Source organism: Photobacterium sp. Hal280 (assembly GCF_037162255.1).
Classification (GTDB): domain Bacteria; phylum Pseudomonadota; class Gammaproteobacteria; order Enterobacterales; family Vibrionaceae; genus Photobacterium.
On record NZ_JARLUO010000005.1, the window covers coordinates 1,536,656 to 1,552,728 of the forward strand.

10 protein-coding genes are annotated in these 16,073 nt (G+C 51.8%); 6 read left to right on the plus strand and 4 right to left on the minus strand.

The features are described from left to right. Positions 1 to 4: 4 nt before the first annotated feature. A complete protein-coding gene (locus P4S53_RS16455; protein WP_337113513.1) occupies positions 5 to 7,063 on the plus strand; it encodes an amino acid adenylation domain-containing protein in 7,059 nt (2,352 codons plus the stop codon). A gap of 106 nt (positions 7,064 to 7,169) precedes the next feature. Here the strand turns inward: P4S53_RS16455 and P4S53_RS16460 are convergent, their stop codons facing one another. Then, positions 7,170 to 7,868 carry a DUF2786 domain-containing protein gene (locus P4S53_RS16460; protein ID WP_337113514.1) on the minus strand — a complete coding sequence of 233 codons (699 nt, stop codon included), beginning with the start codon at positions 7,866 to 7,868 and terminating at the stop codon, positions 7,170 to 7,172. Positions 7,869 to 8,045: 177 nt separating this feature from the next. On the opposite strand from P4S53_RS16460, the gene P4S53_RS16465 reads away from it, so the two are divergent. Further along, positions 8,046 to 9,008 (plus strand): hypothetical protein, encoded by a 963-nt coding sequence (locus P4S53_RS16465; RefSeq protein WP_337113515.1) that lies wholly within the window; start codon positions 8,046 to 8,048, stop codon positions 9,006 to 9,008. A 65-nt stretch (positions 9,009 to 9,073) separates the two neighbouring features. Here the strand turns inward: P4S53_RS16465 and P4S53_RS16470 are convergent, their stop codons facing one another. Further along, positions 9,074 to 9,535, minus strand: coding sequence for a DUF411 domain-containing protein (locus P4S53_RS16470; protein WP_337113516.1), 462 nt, complete (start codon positions 9,533 to 9,535; stop codon positions 9,074 to 9,076). Between the two features lie 330 nt (positions 9,536 to 9,865). Between P4S53_RS16470 and P4S53_RS16475 the strand changes: the two genes are divergently transcribed. The 4 genes from P4S53_RS16475 (at position 9,866) to P4S53_RS16490 (ending at position 13,466) form a co-directional block, all read left to right on the plus strand. Then, on the plus strand, positions 9,866 to 10,039 hold the full coding sequence (locus P4S53_RS16475) for a hypothetical protein (protein ID WP_337113517.1): 174 nt from the start codon (positions 9,866 to 9,868) through the stop codon (positions 10,037 to 10,039). A 269-nt stretch (positions 10,040 to 10,308) separates the two neighbouring features. Next, entirely contained in the window at positions 10,309 to 10,665 is a 357-nt protein-coding gene (locus tag P4S53_RS16480) for a helix-turn-helix domain-containing protein (protein ID WP_027252244.1), read from the plus strand. Positions 10,666 to 10,761: 96 nt separating this feature from the next. Continuing rightward, the gene (locus tag P4S53_RS16485) at positions 10,762 to 11,682 is read left to right on the plus strand and encodes a Gfo/Idh/MocA family protein (RefSeq protein ID WP_337113518.1); all 921 of its coding nucleotides are present in this window, start codon (positions 10,762 to 10,764) and stop codon (positions 11,680 to 11,682) included. A gap of 233 nt (positions 11,683 to 11,915) precedes the next feature. Continuing rightward, on the plus strand, positions 11,916 to 13,466 hold the full coding sequence (locus P4S53_RS16490; protein WP_337113519.1) for a BCCT family transporter: 1,551 nt from the start codon (positions 11,916 to 11,918) through the stop codon (positions 13,464 to 13,466). A 59-nt stretch (positions 13,467 to 13,525) separates the two neighbouring features. On the opposite strand, the gene rsgA is transcribed toward P4S53_RS16490, so the two are convergent. Together rsgA and P4S53_RS16500 are read right to left on the minus strand one after the other, a co-directional pair. Then, the gene (gene rsgA / locus P4S53_RS16495; RefSeq protein ID WP_337113520.1) at positions 13,526 to 14,584 is read right to left on the minus strand and encodes a ribosome small subunit-dependent GTPase A; all 1,059 of its coding nucleotides are present in this window, start codon (positions 14,582 to 14,584) and stop codon (positions 13,526 to 13,528) included. A 297-nt stretch (positions 14,585 to 14,881) separates the two neighbouring features. Continuing rightward, entirely contained in the window at positions 14,882 to 15,592 is a 711-nt protein-coding gene (locus P4S53_RS16500; protein ID WP_337113521.1) for a DUF3581 domain-containing protein, read from the minus strand. Positions 15,593 to 16,073: the final 481 nt, after the last annotated feature.

The following is a 16,073-nucleotide window of genomic DNA, read 5'->3' on the forward strand; positions in this document are numbered from 1 at the left end:
GGATGTGCTGTATTCACGTCATGAAAGCCTGCGCAGTATTGTTCCAACGCAGGGAGACCAACCTCAGGTGCGTTTCCTGCCTGAGCAGGCTATGCCTCTGTCATGGCATGATCTGCGGGCCGAACCGGCCGCGGACGCCCGGCGTCAGGCGCTGGCGCTGGCTCGTCGCGAGATGGCCGCACCCTTTGATCTGAACTGCGGGCCACTGGTCCGCGCCCATGTCTGGCAGATCACGGACAATCACACTCTGTTTCTGTTGGTTTGCCATCACATCGTCTCAGATGGCTGGTCAACCAAAATCCTGCTGAAAGAGCTGGGTGAGCTATACCAGGCGTTTAGTCACAACCGGCAAAACCCTTTGTCGCCGCTCAGGCTGCAGTATGCTGACTATGCCCACTGGCAGCGAAAGTCTCTCAGTCAGGATAAGCTGGACAGGCAGGTACAGTTCTGGCGTGACTCGCTGGGCGATGCACCGACGCAACTGACGTTGCCGACGGACAAACCACGCCCTCCGGTTCAGTCTTTTGCCGGCGCAGAGGTGCCGCTTGAAATTGATGAGGCGCTGACCCAGTCATTGCGCCATCTCAGCAAACAACACGGAACCTCGCTCTTTATGACAGTACTGGCGGCCTGGGGGATCGTGTTGTCGCGGCTGTCGGGACAGCAGCAGGTTGTGATAGGCATGCCCGATGCCAACCGCGGACGGCTGGAGGTAGAGCCTGTTGTCGGTTTCTTTGTCAGTACCCTGGCCCTGCATATCGACCTGCGTGACGATCCCTCTCTGGATGCCTTGCTGACAAGGGTCAGACAGGCCGTGCTTGCGGCGCGTGAAAACAGCGACTTACCTTTTGAGCAGGTGGTGGAGGCGCTCAATCCGCCTCGCCAGCTCGACAGAACACCGCTGTTTCAGGTGATGATGTCCTGGCAGGATGGCACGGTTCGCGACATCACGCTGCCGGGGCTGGAGGTGGCCGAGGCCGCACTCGGCTACGATATCGCCAAATTTGATTTAACCCTGGCACTGGAAGAGAGCGGTGAGCAGATCACCGGTATGCTGAATTTTGCCACGGCATTGTTTGAGGCCGGGACAGTACATCGCTTTGGTGATTATCTGCTGGCGGTGCTGACAGCGATGGCGGCCGATGTCAGCCAGCCGGTGTCGCAGGTTGATATTTTGTCTGACAGAGAACGCAAGCTGTTGCTTCATGAGCTGAATCAGACTGAGCGTGTCTATCCCGGTTTCGACAGTGTGCATCAATTGATTGAAGAGCAGGCCAGCCGATCTCCTCAGGCTGTTGCCCTGGTATGTGGTGATGAAGTTCTCAGCTACAGCCAGCTGGACAACCGGGCAAACCGGTTAGCCCATGGACTGATTGCCCGTGGTGTCGGCACCGAAACAAGAGTGGCAGTCTGCGCTGCCCGGAAGCCAGACATGATCGTTGCGCTGCTGGCCGTGTTAAAGGCGGGAGGAGCGTATGTGCCGCTGGATCCGGATTATCCGGCTGAACGGCTTCACTATATTCTGAAAGACAGTGCCCCGGTGCTTTTGCTGGCCGACTCGGCTGGCCGTAAGCCGCTGGGTGATGTACAGGTGCCTGTTCTGGCTTTGGATGAGCCGCTGGCAACACCGGTGTCTGTTGGTGCGCCAGAGACAGTGGTTCGTCCTGAACATCTGGCCTATGTGGTTTATACGTCAGGCTCTACCGGGCACCCGAAAGGGGTGATGGTTGAACATGCTCAGCTAATGAATCTGATTGGCTGGCATGCTGAAGCAACCGGGCTGCAGACCCGGGAGAAGAGCACTTGTATGGCGGGACTGGGTTTTGATGCTTGTGTCTGGGAGATCTGGCCTGCTTTGTCGCTGGGCGGAACGCTGCTGCTGCCGCCGTTACAGGTAAAAGGCGACAGCGATGCTTTGTTGCGTTGGTGGCAGAACAGCGGCGCGCAGGTGTCTTTTATGGTGACACCGCTTGCTGAAGTCGCACTGGCAAACGAAATGGTACCTCAGTCGTTACGTCAGTTGCTGATTGGCGGAGACAGTGTCCGCCGCTGGCCGCTGAATGTCCCGCCGGGACTCACAGTCGTCAATAACTACGGGCCGACCGAAACGACTGTGGTGGCAACTTCGATGCCGTTGGATCTCAATGCCACGGCTCCCTCAATTGGCCGCCCGGTGAGTAATACCCGCGTCTATCTGCTGGATGACTACGGGAATCCTGTACCCAAAGGAGCTGTTGGCGAGTTGTATATCGGCGGGGTGCAGGTGGCTCGTGGTTATCTGAATCAGCCAGCGTTAACGGCTGAGCGTTTCCTTGACGATCCTTTCCATCCGCCGGGACGTATGTACCGCACCGGCGATCTGGCCCGTTATCTTGCTGACGGCAGTCTGGCGTTTCTCGGACGTAATGATCATCAGGTGAAAATCCGTGGTTTCCGTATTGAGCTGGGCGAAATCGAAACTCAGCTTGGTGCTCATCCCGCGTTAAAGGATGCGGTTGTTGATGCGCCGGCAGGCACCTGCGGCGATAAACGCTTAATCGCCTGGGTTGTTCCTGATGCGGTGGTTGAGACAGACAAGGATAGAGCTGTGCTGACTGAACAATTACGCCTGTTCCTGAGCGCGCGTCTGCCTGAACACATGATCCCATCCGCTTTTGTATATATGGCAGCGCTGCCGGTATCTCCTAACGGCAAACTGGATCGCCGATCGCTACCTTTGCCGGAAGCTGAGGCTGGCCGTGCTTATACGGCACCACAAGGCGAAACGGAAATATTGCTGGCTCAGATCTGGGCAACAATACTGGAACGCGAATACATTGGCCGGAATGACAATTTCTTCGAGCTGGGAGGTCATTCTTTGCTTGTGGTGAAACTGATGGCTGAACTCCGTCGCTATGGGCTTGCCGTTGATGTCAAAACCCTGTTTTCTGCCCCCACGCTGGCCTCACTGGCTTCAGCAATGGGTTCACAGCAGGAAATCCGGATTCCGGAGAACCGGATCACTGTCGACACCACAAGTATTACACCTGAGTTAGTCCCACTGGCACATCTGAATCAGCAGGAGATAGATCAGGTAGTCGCGACGGTGCCGGGCGGTGTGGGTAATGTGCAGGATATCTATGGCTTGTCGTCATTGCAGGAAGGGATTTACTTCCACCATTTACTGAATGAACAGGGTGATACCTACCTGCTGTCCGCTTTATTGCGCTTTGACAGTCGCCAGCGGCTCGACAATTGGTTGTCGGCTATGCAGCAAGTAGTTGATCGTCATGATATTTTGCGTTCCGCTTTTCTCAGCCATGGCCTGTCTGAATCTGTGCAGGTGGTCTGGCGCCAAGCCACCTTACCTGTTAGTGAGATCGCGCTGAATCCGGCCGACGGGCCAGTGGCAGAGCAGTTGCTGGCTCGCTATGACTCCCGTTGCTCCCGTCTGGATCTGACGAAGGCGCCACTGCTCAATATGGTGGTAAGTCAGGACGAAGAAGGTCGCTGGCTCATGCTGCAGCAATGGCACCATCTGATTGGCGATCATTCAACGTCTGCACTGATTGAAAGTGAGATTGCCACTATTCTGGCTGGCAGAGCCAGTGAGCTGGCGACCGCGCCACCATACCGAAACGTCATTGCACAAAGTCGGCTGGGGATGAGTCAGGCACAACATGAGGTGTATTTCCGCCAGATGCTGGCTGATATCGACGAACCTGTGCTGCCATTCGGGCTGAGCGATGTACGGGGAGACGGCGAGCGTGTTGTGACCTCTCAGCTGTCTGTCCCCGGCGATCTTAATCGTGCTTTGCGAGAGCAGGCTCGCAAGCTGGGGGTCAGTCTGGCCAGTCTCTGTCATCTGGCCTGGGCACAGGTGCTCTCTCGCGTTACGGGCCGGGATACTGTGGTATTCGGCACTGTATTGCTTGGCCGGATGCAGGCCGGTGAAGGTGCAGAGCAAGCGATGGGGCTGTTCATTAATACTCTGCCGCTTCGTCTGGACATTCATGATAAGGATGTAGTGAGTGCGGTGCAGCAGGCACACCAGAATTTAAGTGGTTTGCTTGAGCATGAACATGCGCCTCTGGCGCTGGCTCAGCGCTGCAGTGGTCTGCCGGCAGGATCGCCGTTGTTCAGTGCGTTACTGAACTACCGCCATAACCAGGGTGACGAGTTAATCTTACCGCCAGGCATTGAACTGCTCAGTGCTGAGGAACGAACCAATTATCCCTTCGTCATGTCAATCGAAGATGGCGGCGACTCACTCGGTCTGACGGCGCAGATCAGTCAGCCAACTGAGGCAGTCAGGGTGTGTGATTATATGTTGCAGGCGCTGATTTCACTGTCCCATGCTCTGGACACAACGCCTGATTTACCTGTCAATACGCTGGACATAGTCACCGATGCTGAGTATCGCTTGCAGCTGGAAACCTGGAATCAGACGACCACGGCTTATCCGGCAGACTGCTGTGTGCATACTGTGTTTGAACAGCAGGTACGCGCTAATCCTGATGCGATTGCCGTTACTGATGGTCTGCGATCTGTCAGTTATGGCGAGTTGAATATACGGGCTAACCAACTGGCCCATGTCCTGATTGAGCGGGGTCTCCAAGCCGGTGAACTTGTGGCGGTCAGGCTGGGGCGCAGTCTGGATTTGGTTGTGGCACAGTTGGCTGTACTCAAGGCCGGCGCGGTATACGTGCCTATTGATCCCAAACTACCGGAATCCCGGCAGGCATGGATCATCTATGATTGCGGTGCATGTATCATGATTACAGAACAGCCGGGTGATGATGCATTGTCTTATGTCTTAGCCGATGAGCGCAGTCAGCACACTGACAATCCTGACCGGCCGCGGTCAAGTACAGCAACGGCATATATTATGTATACCTCAGGGTCGACCGGGCAGCCGAAAGGTGTGATGACACCGCATCAGGGGATCAGCCGGCTTGTGATTAACAACGGTTATGCGGGCTTCGACGAGACAGACATTGTCGCGTTTGCAGCGAATCCGGCCTTTGATGCGTCAACGATGGAAGTGTGGTCAGCCTTGCTCAATGGCGGTCAGTTGGTGGTCATCTCCCCGCAAACTGTCCTGGATGCCAAAGCCTTTGCGGAGGTATTGCAAAGGCAGCAGATCACGACCTTATTTTTGACAACTGCTTTGTTTAATCAATATGTTCATACCCTTGGCAGTACTTTGTCTCAGCTCAGGTATTTGATTTGCGGCGGCGAGAAGGAAGATCCGGCCGCTTTCGCGACGCTGTTGCAATACCAGGGGCCGGTGAAACTGATCCACGCCTACGGGCCAACCGAAACAACGACTTTTGCGACTACGGCGCATATCGAGCACTGTCATGGCCGCGATCGTTTACCTATAGGTAAGCCGATAGGTAACACGCGTGCTTATGTACTGGATACGCGGGGGCGGGTCGTTCCTCGTGGCGCTGTGGGTGAGCTTTACATTGGTGGTGTCGGCGTGGCTCTGGGGTATCTGAATCGCCCGGAAATGAGTGCAGAGCGGTTCCTGCCTGATCCGTTCAACGCGGGAGCTAACATGTACCGGACCGGTGATCTGGTGCGTTATCTGCCGGATGGTAGCCTGGAGTATCAGGGACGTAACGACCGGCAGGTGAAAATTCGCGGCTTCCGGATCGAAATGGGCGAAATCGAGCAATATCTTCGGGCACATGATGCGGTTCGTGATGTGGTGGTCGATCTATATCCTCAGGGTGAAGACAGGTATCTGGTTGCCTGGCTGACACTCAATGACGGTGCATCAGCCCCGGACACACAGGCACTGCGCAAGTATCTGGCGGAGTCTCTGCCGGCTTATATGCTGCCTGCGGCTTACATCTGGCTCGAGCACCTGCCGCTGACACCGAATGGTAAGGTGGACAGATGTGCGTTACCTGCACCGCAAGGCCAGGGTGTTGCGGACGCAGATTATGCGTCGCCTCAGGGAGACACTGAAGTGATGCTGGCTCAACTGTGGCAAGAATTGCTGGGAGTGGATCGAGTAGGCCGTTACGATCATTTCTTTGAATTGGGAGGTCACTCTCTGCTCGCGGTGCGTCAGGTGAGCATGGCACAGCCGCTTGGCCTGAGTTTTCCGGTACAGGCCATATTCGATCATCCGGTACTGGCCGACCTGGCTGAGCAGATCGATAACCAGTTCGGTGAGCGACGCCTGCGAAGCGCGTTACCGGCTCGCCGCAGTGGCATACGTTCACCCCTGTTCTTTCTGCCGACAGGCTTTGGCGATCATTCTTACGTGTATGAGATAGCGAAAGTCATTAATCCGGATCATCCTGTTTATGCCGTACCCTGGCCGGATAGGGCTCAGCCGTTGCCTGACACCATGGACGGCATGGCAGCAGCCAGCATAGCGCTGATTCGTAAAATACAGCCGCGTGGGCCGTACCATCTGTTCGGATATTCGTCTGGCGGTATTCTTGCTTACCAGATTGCACTGCAATTGCAAAGGGAAGGGGAAGAAGTGGCTCTGTTGGGACTGTTTGATACCATGCGGCCACAACAGGCGATGAGCAGCGTAACAGCCCTTTTCCTGAGCTGGCTCGAAGTGGAACATGCAGAGCTTGATCTGGTCTTGCTGGCACAACTTCGTGAGATGCCACTTCAGGATGTGCTCAGGACGTTGAAAGAAAGGGGGATCAGTACACAGATGGACGATCATCAGGCAGAGTTGTTGTTGTGGAACCAGCGTTATCACTATGCGACTTTGGTTGGCGCAACAACTCTCTCGCCATCGGAACTGACAGTGCATTTATTTAAAGCAAAAGAAGACATGCCTCCCATGCGCAGTGACGATCTGATTCGGTATTGGGAAACTATCAAACCTCAGGGCTTTAACCGCACGGATAACTCGGCACTTGGATGGGAACACCATTTGCCGGCACATTCGCTGATTGTGAAAAAAGTGGATGGCGACCATGTCACTATGATGTCGGATGCCGAGAACCGCCGTCGGTTAGGGGAGTGTATTGATGCGTTGTTGCTGGAAATATCGGCTGATACTTTAGTGAACCGCTCGATGGAGACAGAACATCCGCGGTAACTGAATCACTCAGAAAGACTCAAAATCCGGTGCTCTGGCAGGCACCGGATTTTTTAACTATTTTGTTTTTTTATGCTGTTTTTTAATTATGCTGCGCGCCGTGCAGTTACTGCTCCAGCAGCTTGGTGGCTTCTTTGCGTGTGCCGCCGACCGGCCGGTTCACCGAGATTGAGCGGCCCTTTTTCATGCCTTTCTCATAATCATCTGTCATCGCCTTCATGGCTTCCTGCAACTGTTTTTTGAAGGTTTCACGATCCAGGTTTTCAAATTCACGGTCGATGAAATTACTCATGCGTTTGTCATGGTCATCGTCGGTGTTCAGCATCGGCAGTTTTTCCAGCGCGCCTTCTATCCAGCCGGCTAGGAAAGAGGAAACACGGCGGGTGACTTCGGTTGTACTGGCACCGGTGCCGGCAAAGCTGTTACGGAACTGGCCGGTTTGCTGGTTCATTTCTCGGTACACGACATCAAAGGCAAAAGCGGCGAAAATGGCACGCTCGGCCACGCCAATAAACTCAGCCTGTTTGAGTCCTTTGTAATTGGTCAGCACACATTCGACACCAAAGCGGCGGTTAATCCCACGAATGATTTTTAATATGTGTGCACTGATGTCTGACGGTAACAGGGTGGCTGATTTTGTTTTGCCCATTTGGATGAATTCAATGTCATCTTGCTCCAGGCCGTACTTGAGCATCAGGCGGTGTGCCATTTTGATGGCTTGCGCTGCTTCATTGACGTTGGCCGAGTTACCTAACTCAAGGCATTTCGCTATTTTTTTCAGTGCCTTTCGCTTTTGTTCAGACATCCACACCACTCACATTCAAAAAACGGTCACGTATTTTAGCGTGTTCGCTATCAGGAAGGCAAAGTTCTCTGTTGGTATTCTTTTGCCATAAGCGGGAAATGAAGCGCTTGCCTTGTACTGATGGTGGTTGAACCGCATAATGAGCCGCACTTTTTACCAATCAAACCGAGCTAAGTCATGACGATTGTCCAGTCTATCGATGTGCCATTTGAATTTCGCCATACCTGCTGGTTTTGCGGTGAGCCTTACTATGAATGCCATGTGTTCCGCCCTGAGCCTAACTACGATAATGATCCGCCGGTCAAAGTACCTTGCTGCGAAGAATGCTATGGCTTTTGTTCCCGCACCAAAGCCAGTGGGCTGGACATATTACGTGACAGAGTAAAAGGGCGCTTGCACCAGCAGTATCAGAAGCATTTACAGATAGGCGCACAATGGACCAGGGAAGAGCTGAAAGACTCTGAATTGGAAGGCAAGGCATTTGAAGGCTTTAAACACAGCGCCTGGATGATGTTTGAAATTGCACGGGACAGAGTCAATTATCCGGGCTGGCCGCTGGCGATTGATGGTCAGCCGGTGGGGCAGCTAAGCCATGCTTTTCAGGTTGAATATAACGGTATTGTTTACCCCAATATTTCGCAGGCAGTTGAGCAGCTGGCCAAAAGTTACGTGATTCCGCAGGAATACCTTGAACAAACCTTAGAGCTGGTGGGACGTCACCAGTTAGGGTTTGCCATCCGCTTTTGTAAAACCACTCATGGTTATTCAGAAACTCAGCGTGCTGTTAGTCTGGCCAGTCTGCGAGAAAGACTGCAGGAAGAGGCTGAATCTGAACAGACAGTCTCGCTCAGTCAGGGCATTGAGGTTGGCATCAAGTATATTGAACCCCAGATACTCTTTCGCACCGAAGTCTCCCCGTATGCGGTGCAATGGGCTTTGCAAAATGGAGTGACAACCTTGGCGCAGCTGGCCGAACTGGAAGATGCTTTTCTGGCGCATTTCAGTCAGGATTCTGAACTGACCGCCTTTCGTTATTTCACAGGCTTGCAGGTTTATCTGGAGAAGAGAGAAGAGGATACCCACTGGGCGCTCACTCAGGATCCCAACAGGCAATGGTTCGCAAAGTTGCTAAAGAAATAAGCCTTAATCAAAACCTCAGATAGATAATAGAAAAAGGCCAGTTTATCTGGCCTTAATTTGTACCTTTATTGAGTCTGGGCCTGGTTATGACTGGCCCAGATGACTGTATTGCCTTCGTCATCGAACGCGACGACGTCATACGGCATTTTCTGGTCGTTATACTCCATGCCCGGTGAGCCCATCGGCATACCTGCCACGGCAAGACCTTTCAGGTTGGCGGGCTTTTCCTTCAGAAACCGTTGCACATCTTGCGCAGGCACATGGCCTTCAAAGACGTATCCCTGAATAACAGCGGTATGACAGGATGCGTACTCAGGTTGTATCCCATTGGCTTGTTTGATTGGATGGAGATTATTTGCCATGTTCATTTCAATCTCAAAACCATGACTGTTCATGTGTTTTACCCAATCCTTGCAACAACCGCAGGACGGAGACTGGTAATTTTTTCCCTTGATCGTATCGGCAGCCATCGAGGGGCAAGCCGCCAGCAACAGTGCGGCAGTCAGGAGATATTGTGATTTTTTCATTATTGAACCTTTTATTCATCTGTGATGCTGGGCATACAGGCTCAGCAGTTTTTATTGAGCCGCGTCAATCGAAAAGCAGCACTCATCGAAAGCGTTACCCAGGCTGGACATAAGATTGTCTTGCGTTACAGATGAATAGGAGGCCGTAACAGCGTTGAAACCGGCTCGTCCCAGTACCCTGATAAATAGGGATGGTCACTTTGGCTCGAGGCCATTAAAACCGGAGCTGCTAAAGTAGCGGGAAGGATCAATGTGGTATGGCAGGAAGACTGGCAATGCAGTAAACAACCCGAATGCTGAATATCTTCCTGGCAGGAAGTGTGGGTTGCTTTGTTTGCATGCGAGGACATTGTATCGGCACAACAGCCTGTGTTTGTCATGACCGGCGGACACCCGTCTGACAAGTCTGTCGGGAACAACGCTGCACTGGCGTTATTGATCGGCAGCAACAGCAGGCACAAGATAACCATGATTATCCTGTTCATTGAACGATGCGGCTGGTGAAGCAACTGAGTCAACATGCTGTCAGCGAATGTCTTCCTGAATGATCAATGCTGTAGATTATAACCCCGGTGCAAATCGGATTCATAACCAAAATCAAGAAACGGTCAGTTTTCTAACTTGCTGAAAGATAGAGAACTGCCTGGCACCCAGATTCTATGCGGGTTTGCGAGGGTCGCATTTGGAACAAGCCTAACGTTTTTCTGACATTTCCTGACAGGGTTTAGGCTTTAATTGCGGTGAATTGACATTTTTTTGCGCTAGGAACAGGTATGCAATACACAGAAGAAGACAGAAAAGTACTTTATGAAACATGGATGAGCTACAAGGCAAAAATGCGGGTGACTCAGATTGAAATGGCCAAGAAGCTTGGGGTAAGCCAGCTGTTTTTCTCTGATATTCTGCGTGGTAACTTACCGCTTGAACATCGTTTTGTCAGTCAGTTCTGTCAGTATATGGGTGTTGATCCTGTACTTACCATTCCTTCCCTGAGGGAGCAGATTGGCAGCAGTCTGCCTAATACAGTCACATTAACAAATACATATATAGTTGATGGCAATATCAAAAATGTGCGATATAGTGGCAATCAAATCGTTGTTGAATATGAGCACAGCGTGACAACGCACTGATCAGTTCACGTGTTGTTTGCAAATCAACAAATCAGGCCCTTGTCACAGACGAGGGCTTTTTTGTATCGGCTATTTGGGCTTTAACAAGGAGAAATGATGAAGATTGGCGTTATTGGCTTAGGGGACATAGCGCGCAAAGCGTATTTGCCCGTACTCACTCAATGGCCGGATCTTGAGCTGGTATTCTGTACCCGCAATGCAGACACATTGCAGCAACTTGCCCGAACACACAGAATTCAGGAGGCGGTGACGGATTATCGCGGGCTGGTGGCGCTGGGCGTAGATGGTGTCATGCTCCACAGTGCGACCTCTTCGCATTTTGAGATTGCGCGCTTTTTTCTCAATCAAGGCATTGCCGTTTTCGTTGATAAGCCGCTGACCGATAATTATCAGCAGTGTGAGACGCTTTATGAAATGGCCGAAGAAAAACAATGTCCATTGTTCCTTGGTTTTAATCGCCGATATTTACCGCTGATAAAGCCTTATCTGAGTGACGCATCAGTGACTGAGGGTAAGAAACTACTGGGTTTGAAATGGCAGAAACACCGACTGAATCTGCCTGGTGATATCCGAACCTTTGTATTTGATGATTTTATCCATGCGCTGGACAGCGTGAATCTCTCCGGGCAGGTGCGTGACAATGACCTGCATGTTGTGACTCAGTCTCACCAGGGAAAACTGGCGCGATTGGACGTTGAGTGGCAGCTTGATGGAGCGATTTTTCAGGCATCAATGAACCGGCTCAATGGTGTAACTGCAGAACAGGTGACGATCAATTATGAGAACCTGACCTGTCATTTTGATTCTCTGGCAACGGGTAAGCAATGGAATGAGGGTCGTGAACAGACGCTGGCGCTGCCAGACTGGACCCCTATGCTCGATAGTAAAGGGTTTACCGCCATGATTCGCCATTGGCTGGATGTGGTGGCGAGCGGAAAAATGGAAACCTCTCTGGTGACGCGAAACTTGAATACTCACTATCTCGCTGAAGTCATTTGCCAACAAGTGACACCCTAACCTCAGAGACCCCTTGATGATAACCAGACCTGACGGTCTGGTTATGGGAAATTAATTCGAGTTCAAACTTTTTTCAGAATGCAAGGAAATTCGATGCAGGGATTTTTGACTGTTCGTTAATTCACCACTTGCGCCTCTTTGGCTGTTTTTTGTGGTTAATTTGAGCAATTGCGTTAGATTTACTGTTTCCAAGCTGGTAATGTGCGTCCCCTCACACAACTGGTGAGAATTTTATGCAAACCTCCGAACGAAATAGTGCTGATAAAATGGTTTCAGCTCTAACCATTGGTTTCCTCAGTCTGTTCCTGATTGCTGCGCTGGTAGACCTGTCATGGGTATCCTCTTCCATCCAATCCCTTTTTGCGCTTTCAACCGCTCACTTCGGTTATTTCTGGCAATGGTTGATGGTACTGAACTTTATCCTTGCGCTGTGTCTGGCGCTGTCGCCTTTGGGCAAATTAAAGCTCGGTAATACACAGCGGCCTGAAATCGGTCAGTTTCGCTGGACCGCCATGATCATGTGTACTCTGCTTGCTGGTGGCGGCGTATTCTGGTCTGCCGCTGAGCCTATTTACCACTTCGTGACCACGCCGCCAGCCTTTGATGGCCTGGCGGCGCGTCAGCCAGAAACGGTTGCGCCTGCGCTGAGCCAAAGCTTTTTGCACTGGGGATTTCTGGCCTGGGCGGTGCTGGGTACACTCGCAACAATTGTGCTGATGTATGCGCATCATCAGAAAGGGATCAAGCTCAGACCGCGAGCTTTGTTATATCCGCTGGTGGGTGACCGACTGGAAAATCACTGGCTGGGTTCGGTAATTGATGCAAGCTCAATCCTTGCCGTCGCCGCGGGCACAATTGGTCCGATAGGCTTTTTAGCCTCACAGCTGGGTTACAGCCTGCATGTTGTCGCCGGACTCGATAACTCGGTACTGACTCAGATTGGCTTGCTGGTGGTCGTGGTCACGATTTATTCCTTGTCGGCTGCGACAGGGATGGATAAAGGACTGCAGTGGCTGAGCCGCTTTAATGTCATTGTTGCCGTTTTACTGCTGGTGGTGATGCTATTGCTGGGACCAACGGGTTTCATTTTTGACAAGTTTGCCGAAGCGATGACTGTGTATCTTCAGCATTTTCCCGCGATGAGCCTGACAAATAGCGCTCCGGATTGGAATGCATGGTGGACATGGTTTTTCTGGGGTTGGTTCATCGGCTTCGCGCCGATGATGGCAATCTTTATCGCACGGATCACGGTTGGCCGTAGTATTCGGGAGCTGGTTATGACAGTGGCAATTGGTGCGCCTCTGGTGACCCACTTCTGGTTTACAGTGCTGGGCGGATCAGGCATTTACTTTGAACTGACTCAACCTGGTGTTATTTCTGAACCCTTAAGTGAAGGGGGCTTGCCTGCGGTGTTGTTGGCAACCTTGTCTCAGTTGCCTTTCAGTGAGTGGCTTATTCCGGCATTTCTCGTGCTGACGACAACGTTTGTTGTCACAACCGGGGACTCTATGGCTTATGCTATTGCTATGGTGACCTCAGGTAAGAATGAGCCGGCCAGAGGGCATCGCCTGTTCTGGGCGATCGCAATGGGGGCCGTGGCCGCAGTATTACTGCTGGCCGGTGATGGGGGATTGAATGCCCTGCAGTCATTCATTGTGATTACGGCTGTACCTGTTTCATTGCTGATGGTCTTCACACTACTGACCGGTCCGCTGGCCGCCATCAGGCTGCGCCGGGAAACAGATGTTGCCTCACCTGAAAGCTCGCTGATTTCAGAGCAGTAAACGGTTTCAGCCTGATACAACGCCCTCATTTCGGAGGGCGTTGTTGTTTTCGTCGCGAGTTACTCCCGGTTTTTATGCTTTCGGTTAGTGCTCTGTATCGTACGATACATGCGGCCCAGCTGTTTCGACTTGGCACGTTTCTCTGCAATGCTGGCAGTATTGAAGGTTACTTCGCGGTTCAGCTTGAGATAATTGCGCAATCTGCGCTCTTCAAGCGCGCCGGATTCAATGGCCGCCTGCACGGCGCAGCCCGGCTCGTACTGATGAGCACAGTCGCCAAACCGGCATTGTTCTGCCAGCGTTTCAATATCCGCGAAGGTGGTTGCCAGTCCTTCACTGCAGTCGGCCAGCTGGAGTTCACGCATGCCTGGGGTGTCCAGCAGCAGACCTCCGCCTTGCATCAGGTGCAGAGATCTTGCGGTCGTGGTATGTCTGCCTTTACTGTCATCTTCTCTGATACTGGCTGTTTGCTGTGCTTCTGTGGCAAGCAGGGTATTGACCAGGGTGGATTTTCCCGCACCCGATGAGCCCAGGAAAGCAACCGTTTTTCCTGTTCTGCACCAAGGCGCCAGTTTGGCGACACTGTCACTGTCTAATCCATTGACGTACTCAACCAACAACATGTTGTCGATGTGACGTACCTGTTCGACGAAAAGGGTGGGATCGTCAACACAATCGGCCTTAGACAGAACAATAACCGGCTCAACACCAGACTGGTGCGCAAGCGCCAGATATCGCTCGATACGACTGAGGTTAAAATCCTGATTCAGTGAGCAGACGATAAAAACGGTATCGACATTGCTGGCGATGAGCTGTTCTTCAATTTTACTACCTGCGGCTTTTCGCCAGAAGCGGGAAAAGCGCTCCAGCAGACGGACAAAATGGTCTTCGTCAGACAATAATACCCAGTCTCCGACAGCGAGTTCAGGCATATTCGGTAGTACAGGGAGCGACAAGTGGCCGTGCTCTGAGAAAACGTCCAGTCGGTTTCTGTGCAAAGCAGATACCCGGGCTGGTTTCACTTGATCCCATTCGTCGAGAGACAGCTGCTGTTGAAAATAAGGTTTCCAACCAAGTTCTTGCAAAGAATATGTTGGTGTAGAAATCGTTGTTGTCATGATGTGTTTACCCCTGACGCAGCACAGGCGTCATTAACTGAAACGGTAAAATTCAGGGGCAATATGTCCCCGGTTATTCAGAACCGGGCAATCGAAGAGGGAAGGGCAGAAGCGGGGAGGGTGTCCTGTTATCTCTTTCGCTTACTGGCTCTTTGCCTGTTTCTGTGCCCAGTGAGTCGTTAATACAATCATCTTGTGTCCTCCAAAGTAATATATGGGTGTTAAGTGCATGAAATGTAGCAGGCGGAGTAAGATGTGTCTAGAAGCGGTTTAAGGTTTCCAGACACATTTGTCAGATTATGCAGCCTGATACGCTTCTTTTCTGGCGTTAAAACGGGCGACCAGGTCGTCAATGTCGTTCTGGCAATAGGGCTTGAGGCCACTCATCAGCATACGCTTGCGGCCTTCACCCACGACTTCACCGTGCTCTGTAAAGCTGAATGCCAGTGTTACGCTGCCACGCTTACCGTCGGATTCGAGAATCGAGTCAGTCAGCTCAACGGTTGGCGCTTCAAGGTCCAGCCGGCTGAACTCCAGTTCCATGCTTTCATAGATAACCAATGGGCGGGCAGGGTTAATCATCACCTGCTTGGATTCCATTAAAGGCACCATGATGTGCGGGAAATTCTTTCCGGAAAATTGCACATAATTCTTGGTCACTGTTTCGATAAGGCTGGCATTGTGGGTGATTTCACCTTCGCGAAGGACGTGAAGGTACTCTTTGCCTTTTTCATCGACGAGTGACAGATCGTTGGATGATTTTGTGTTGATAGCCAGGGCTACGCCATCGGTGATCATACCTGCAAATTCCACACGCATTTTCTGGCTCAATCCTGTTTTTGCCAGCATGACAGAAAAGAGGAGATCACCCGGAACGCAAAAGCGTTTGCTATCGGCATCGTGGATTGGATTGAAATCGCCAGCGACTTTTTTGGCAAAATGGCTGGCTTGTTCGCGGGTAAATGTATAAGCACCATTTTGCTCGGCGAAGTAAGAATCTAAAAACATTGAGTTGGAACTACCTTAGATCATCGTAATCCTGATAGTTTACCTGATATCAACAGAGTAAATGGTCTAGCCAGCTGAAAATGTGGCAGAACACTGATTTGATTCAGAGGTGAAAACAAAAGTGATGCAACAAATCACATACTAGGGTATTATCCGAGACCTTTGAGCTGTAAACAGCTCTGCTGAATCACCCATCTGTGCGTGTAGAAGAGCCAGATATTATAAGCGGTAGGGAAACTGCATGCTAATGGGTACTCTGTCAGTATTGCTGGCTGAGTACCCAAATTTTATTTCGTGTGGTGATGCCAGTTGCAGTCTTCAGCGATCAATGCATTCGAGCCCGAACGCCAGCCTCGTGCTCAGGCTGCCGACGCTCAGTTGGTTGCGCCAGTGAGTAGAGTTTAAAAGATCATCAACATCAGTCCTGCTGCTAAAATAAAACCGGCCACACTTGCTGTCCGACCGATGAGGCCAAAGGCGC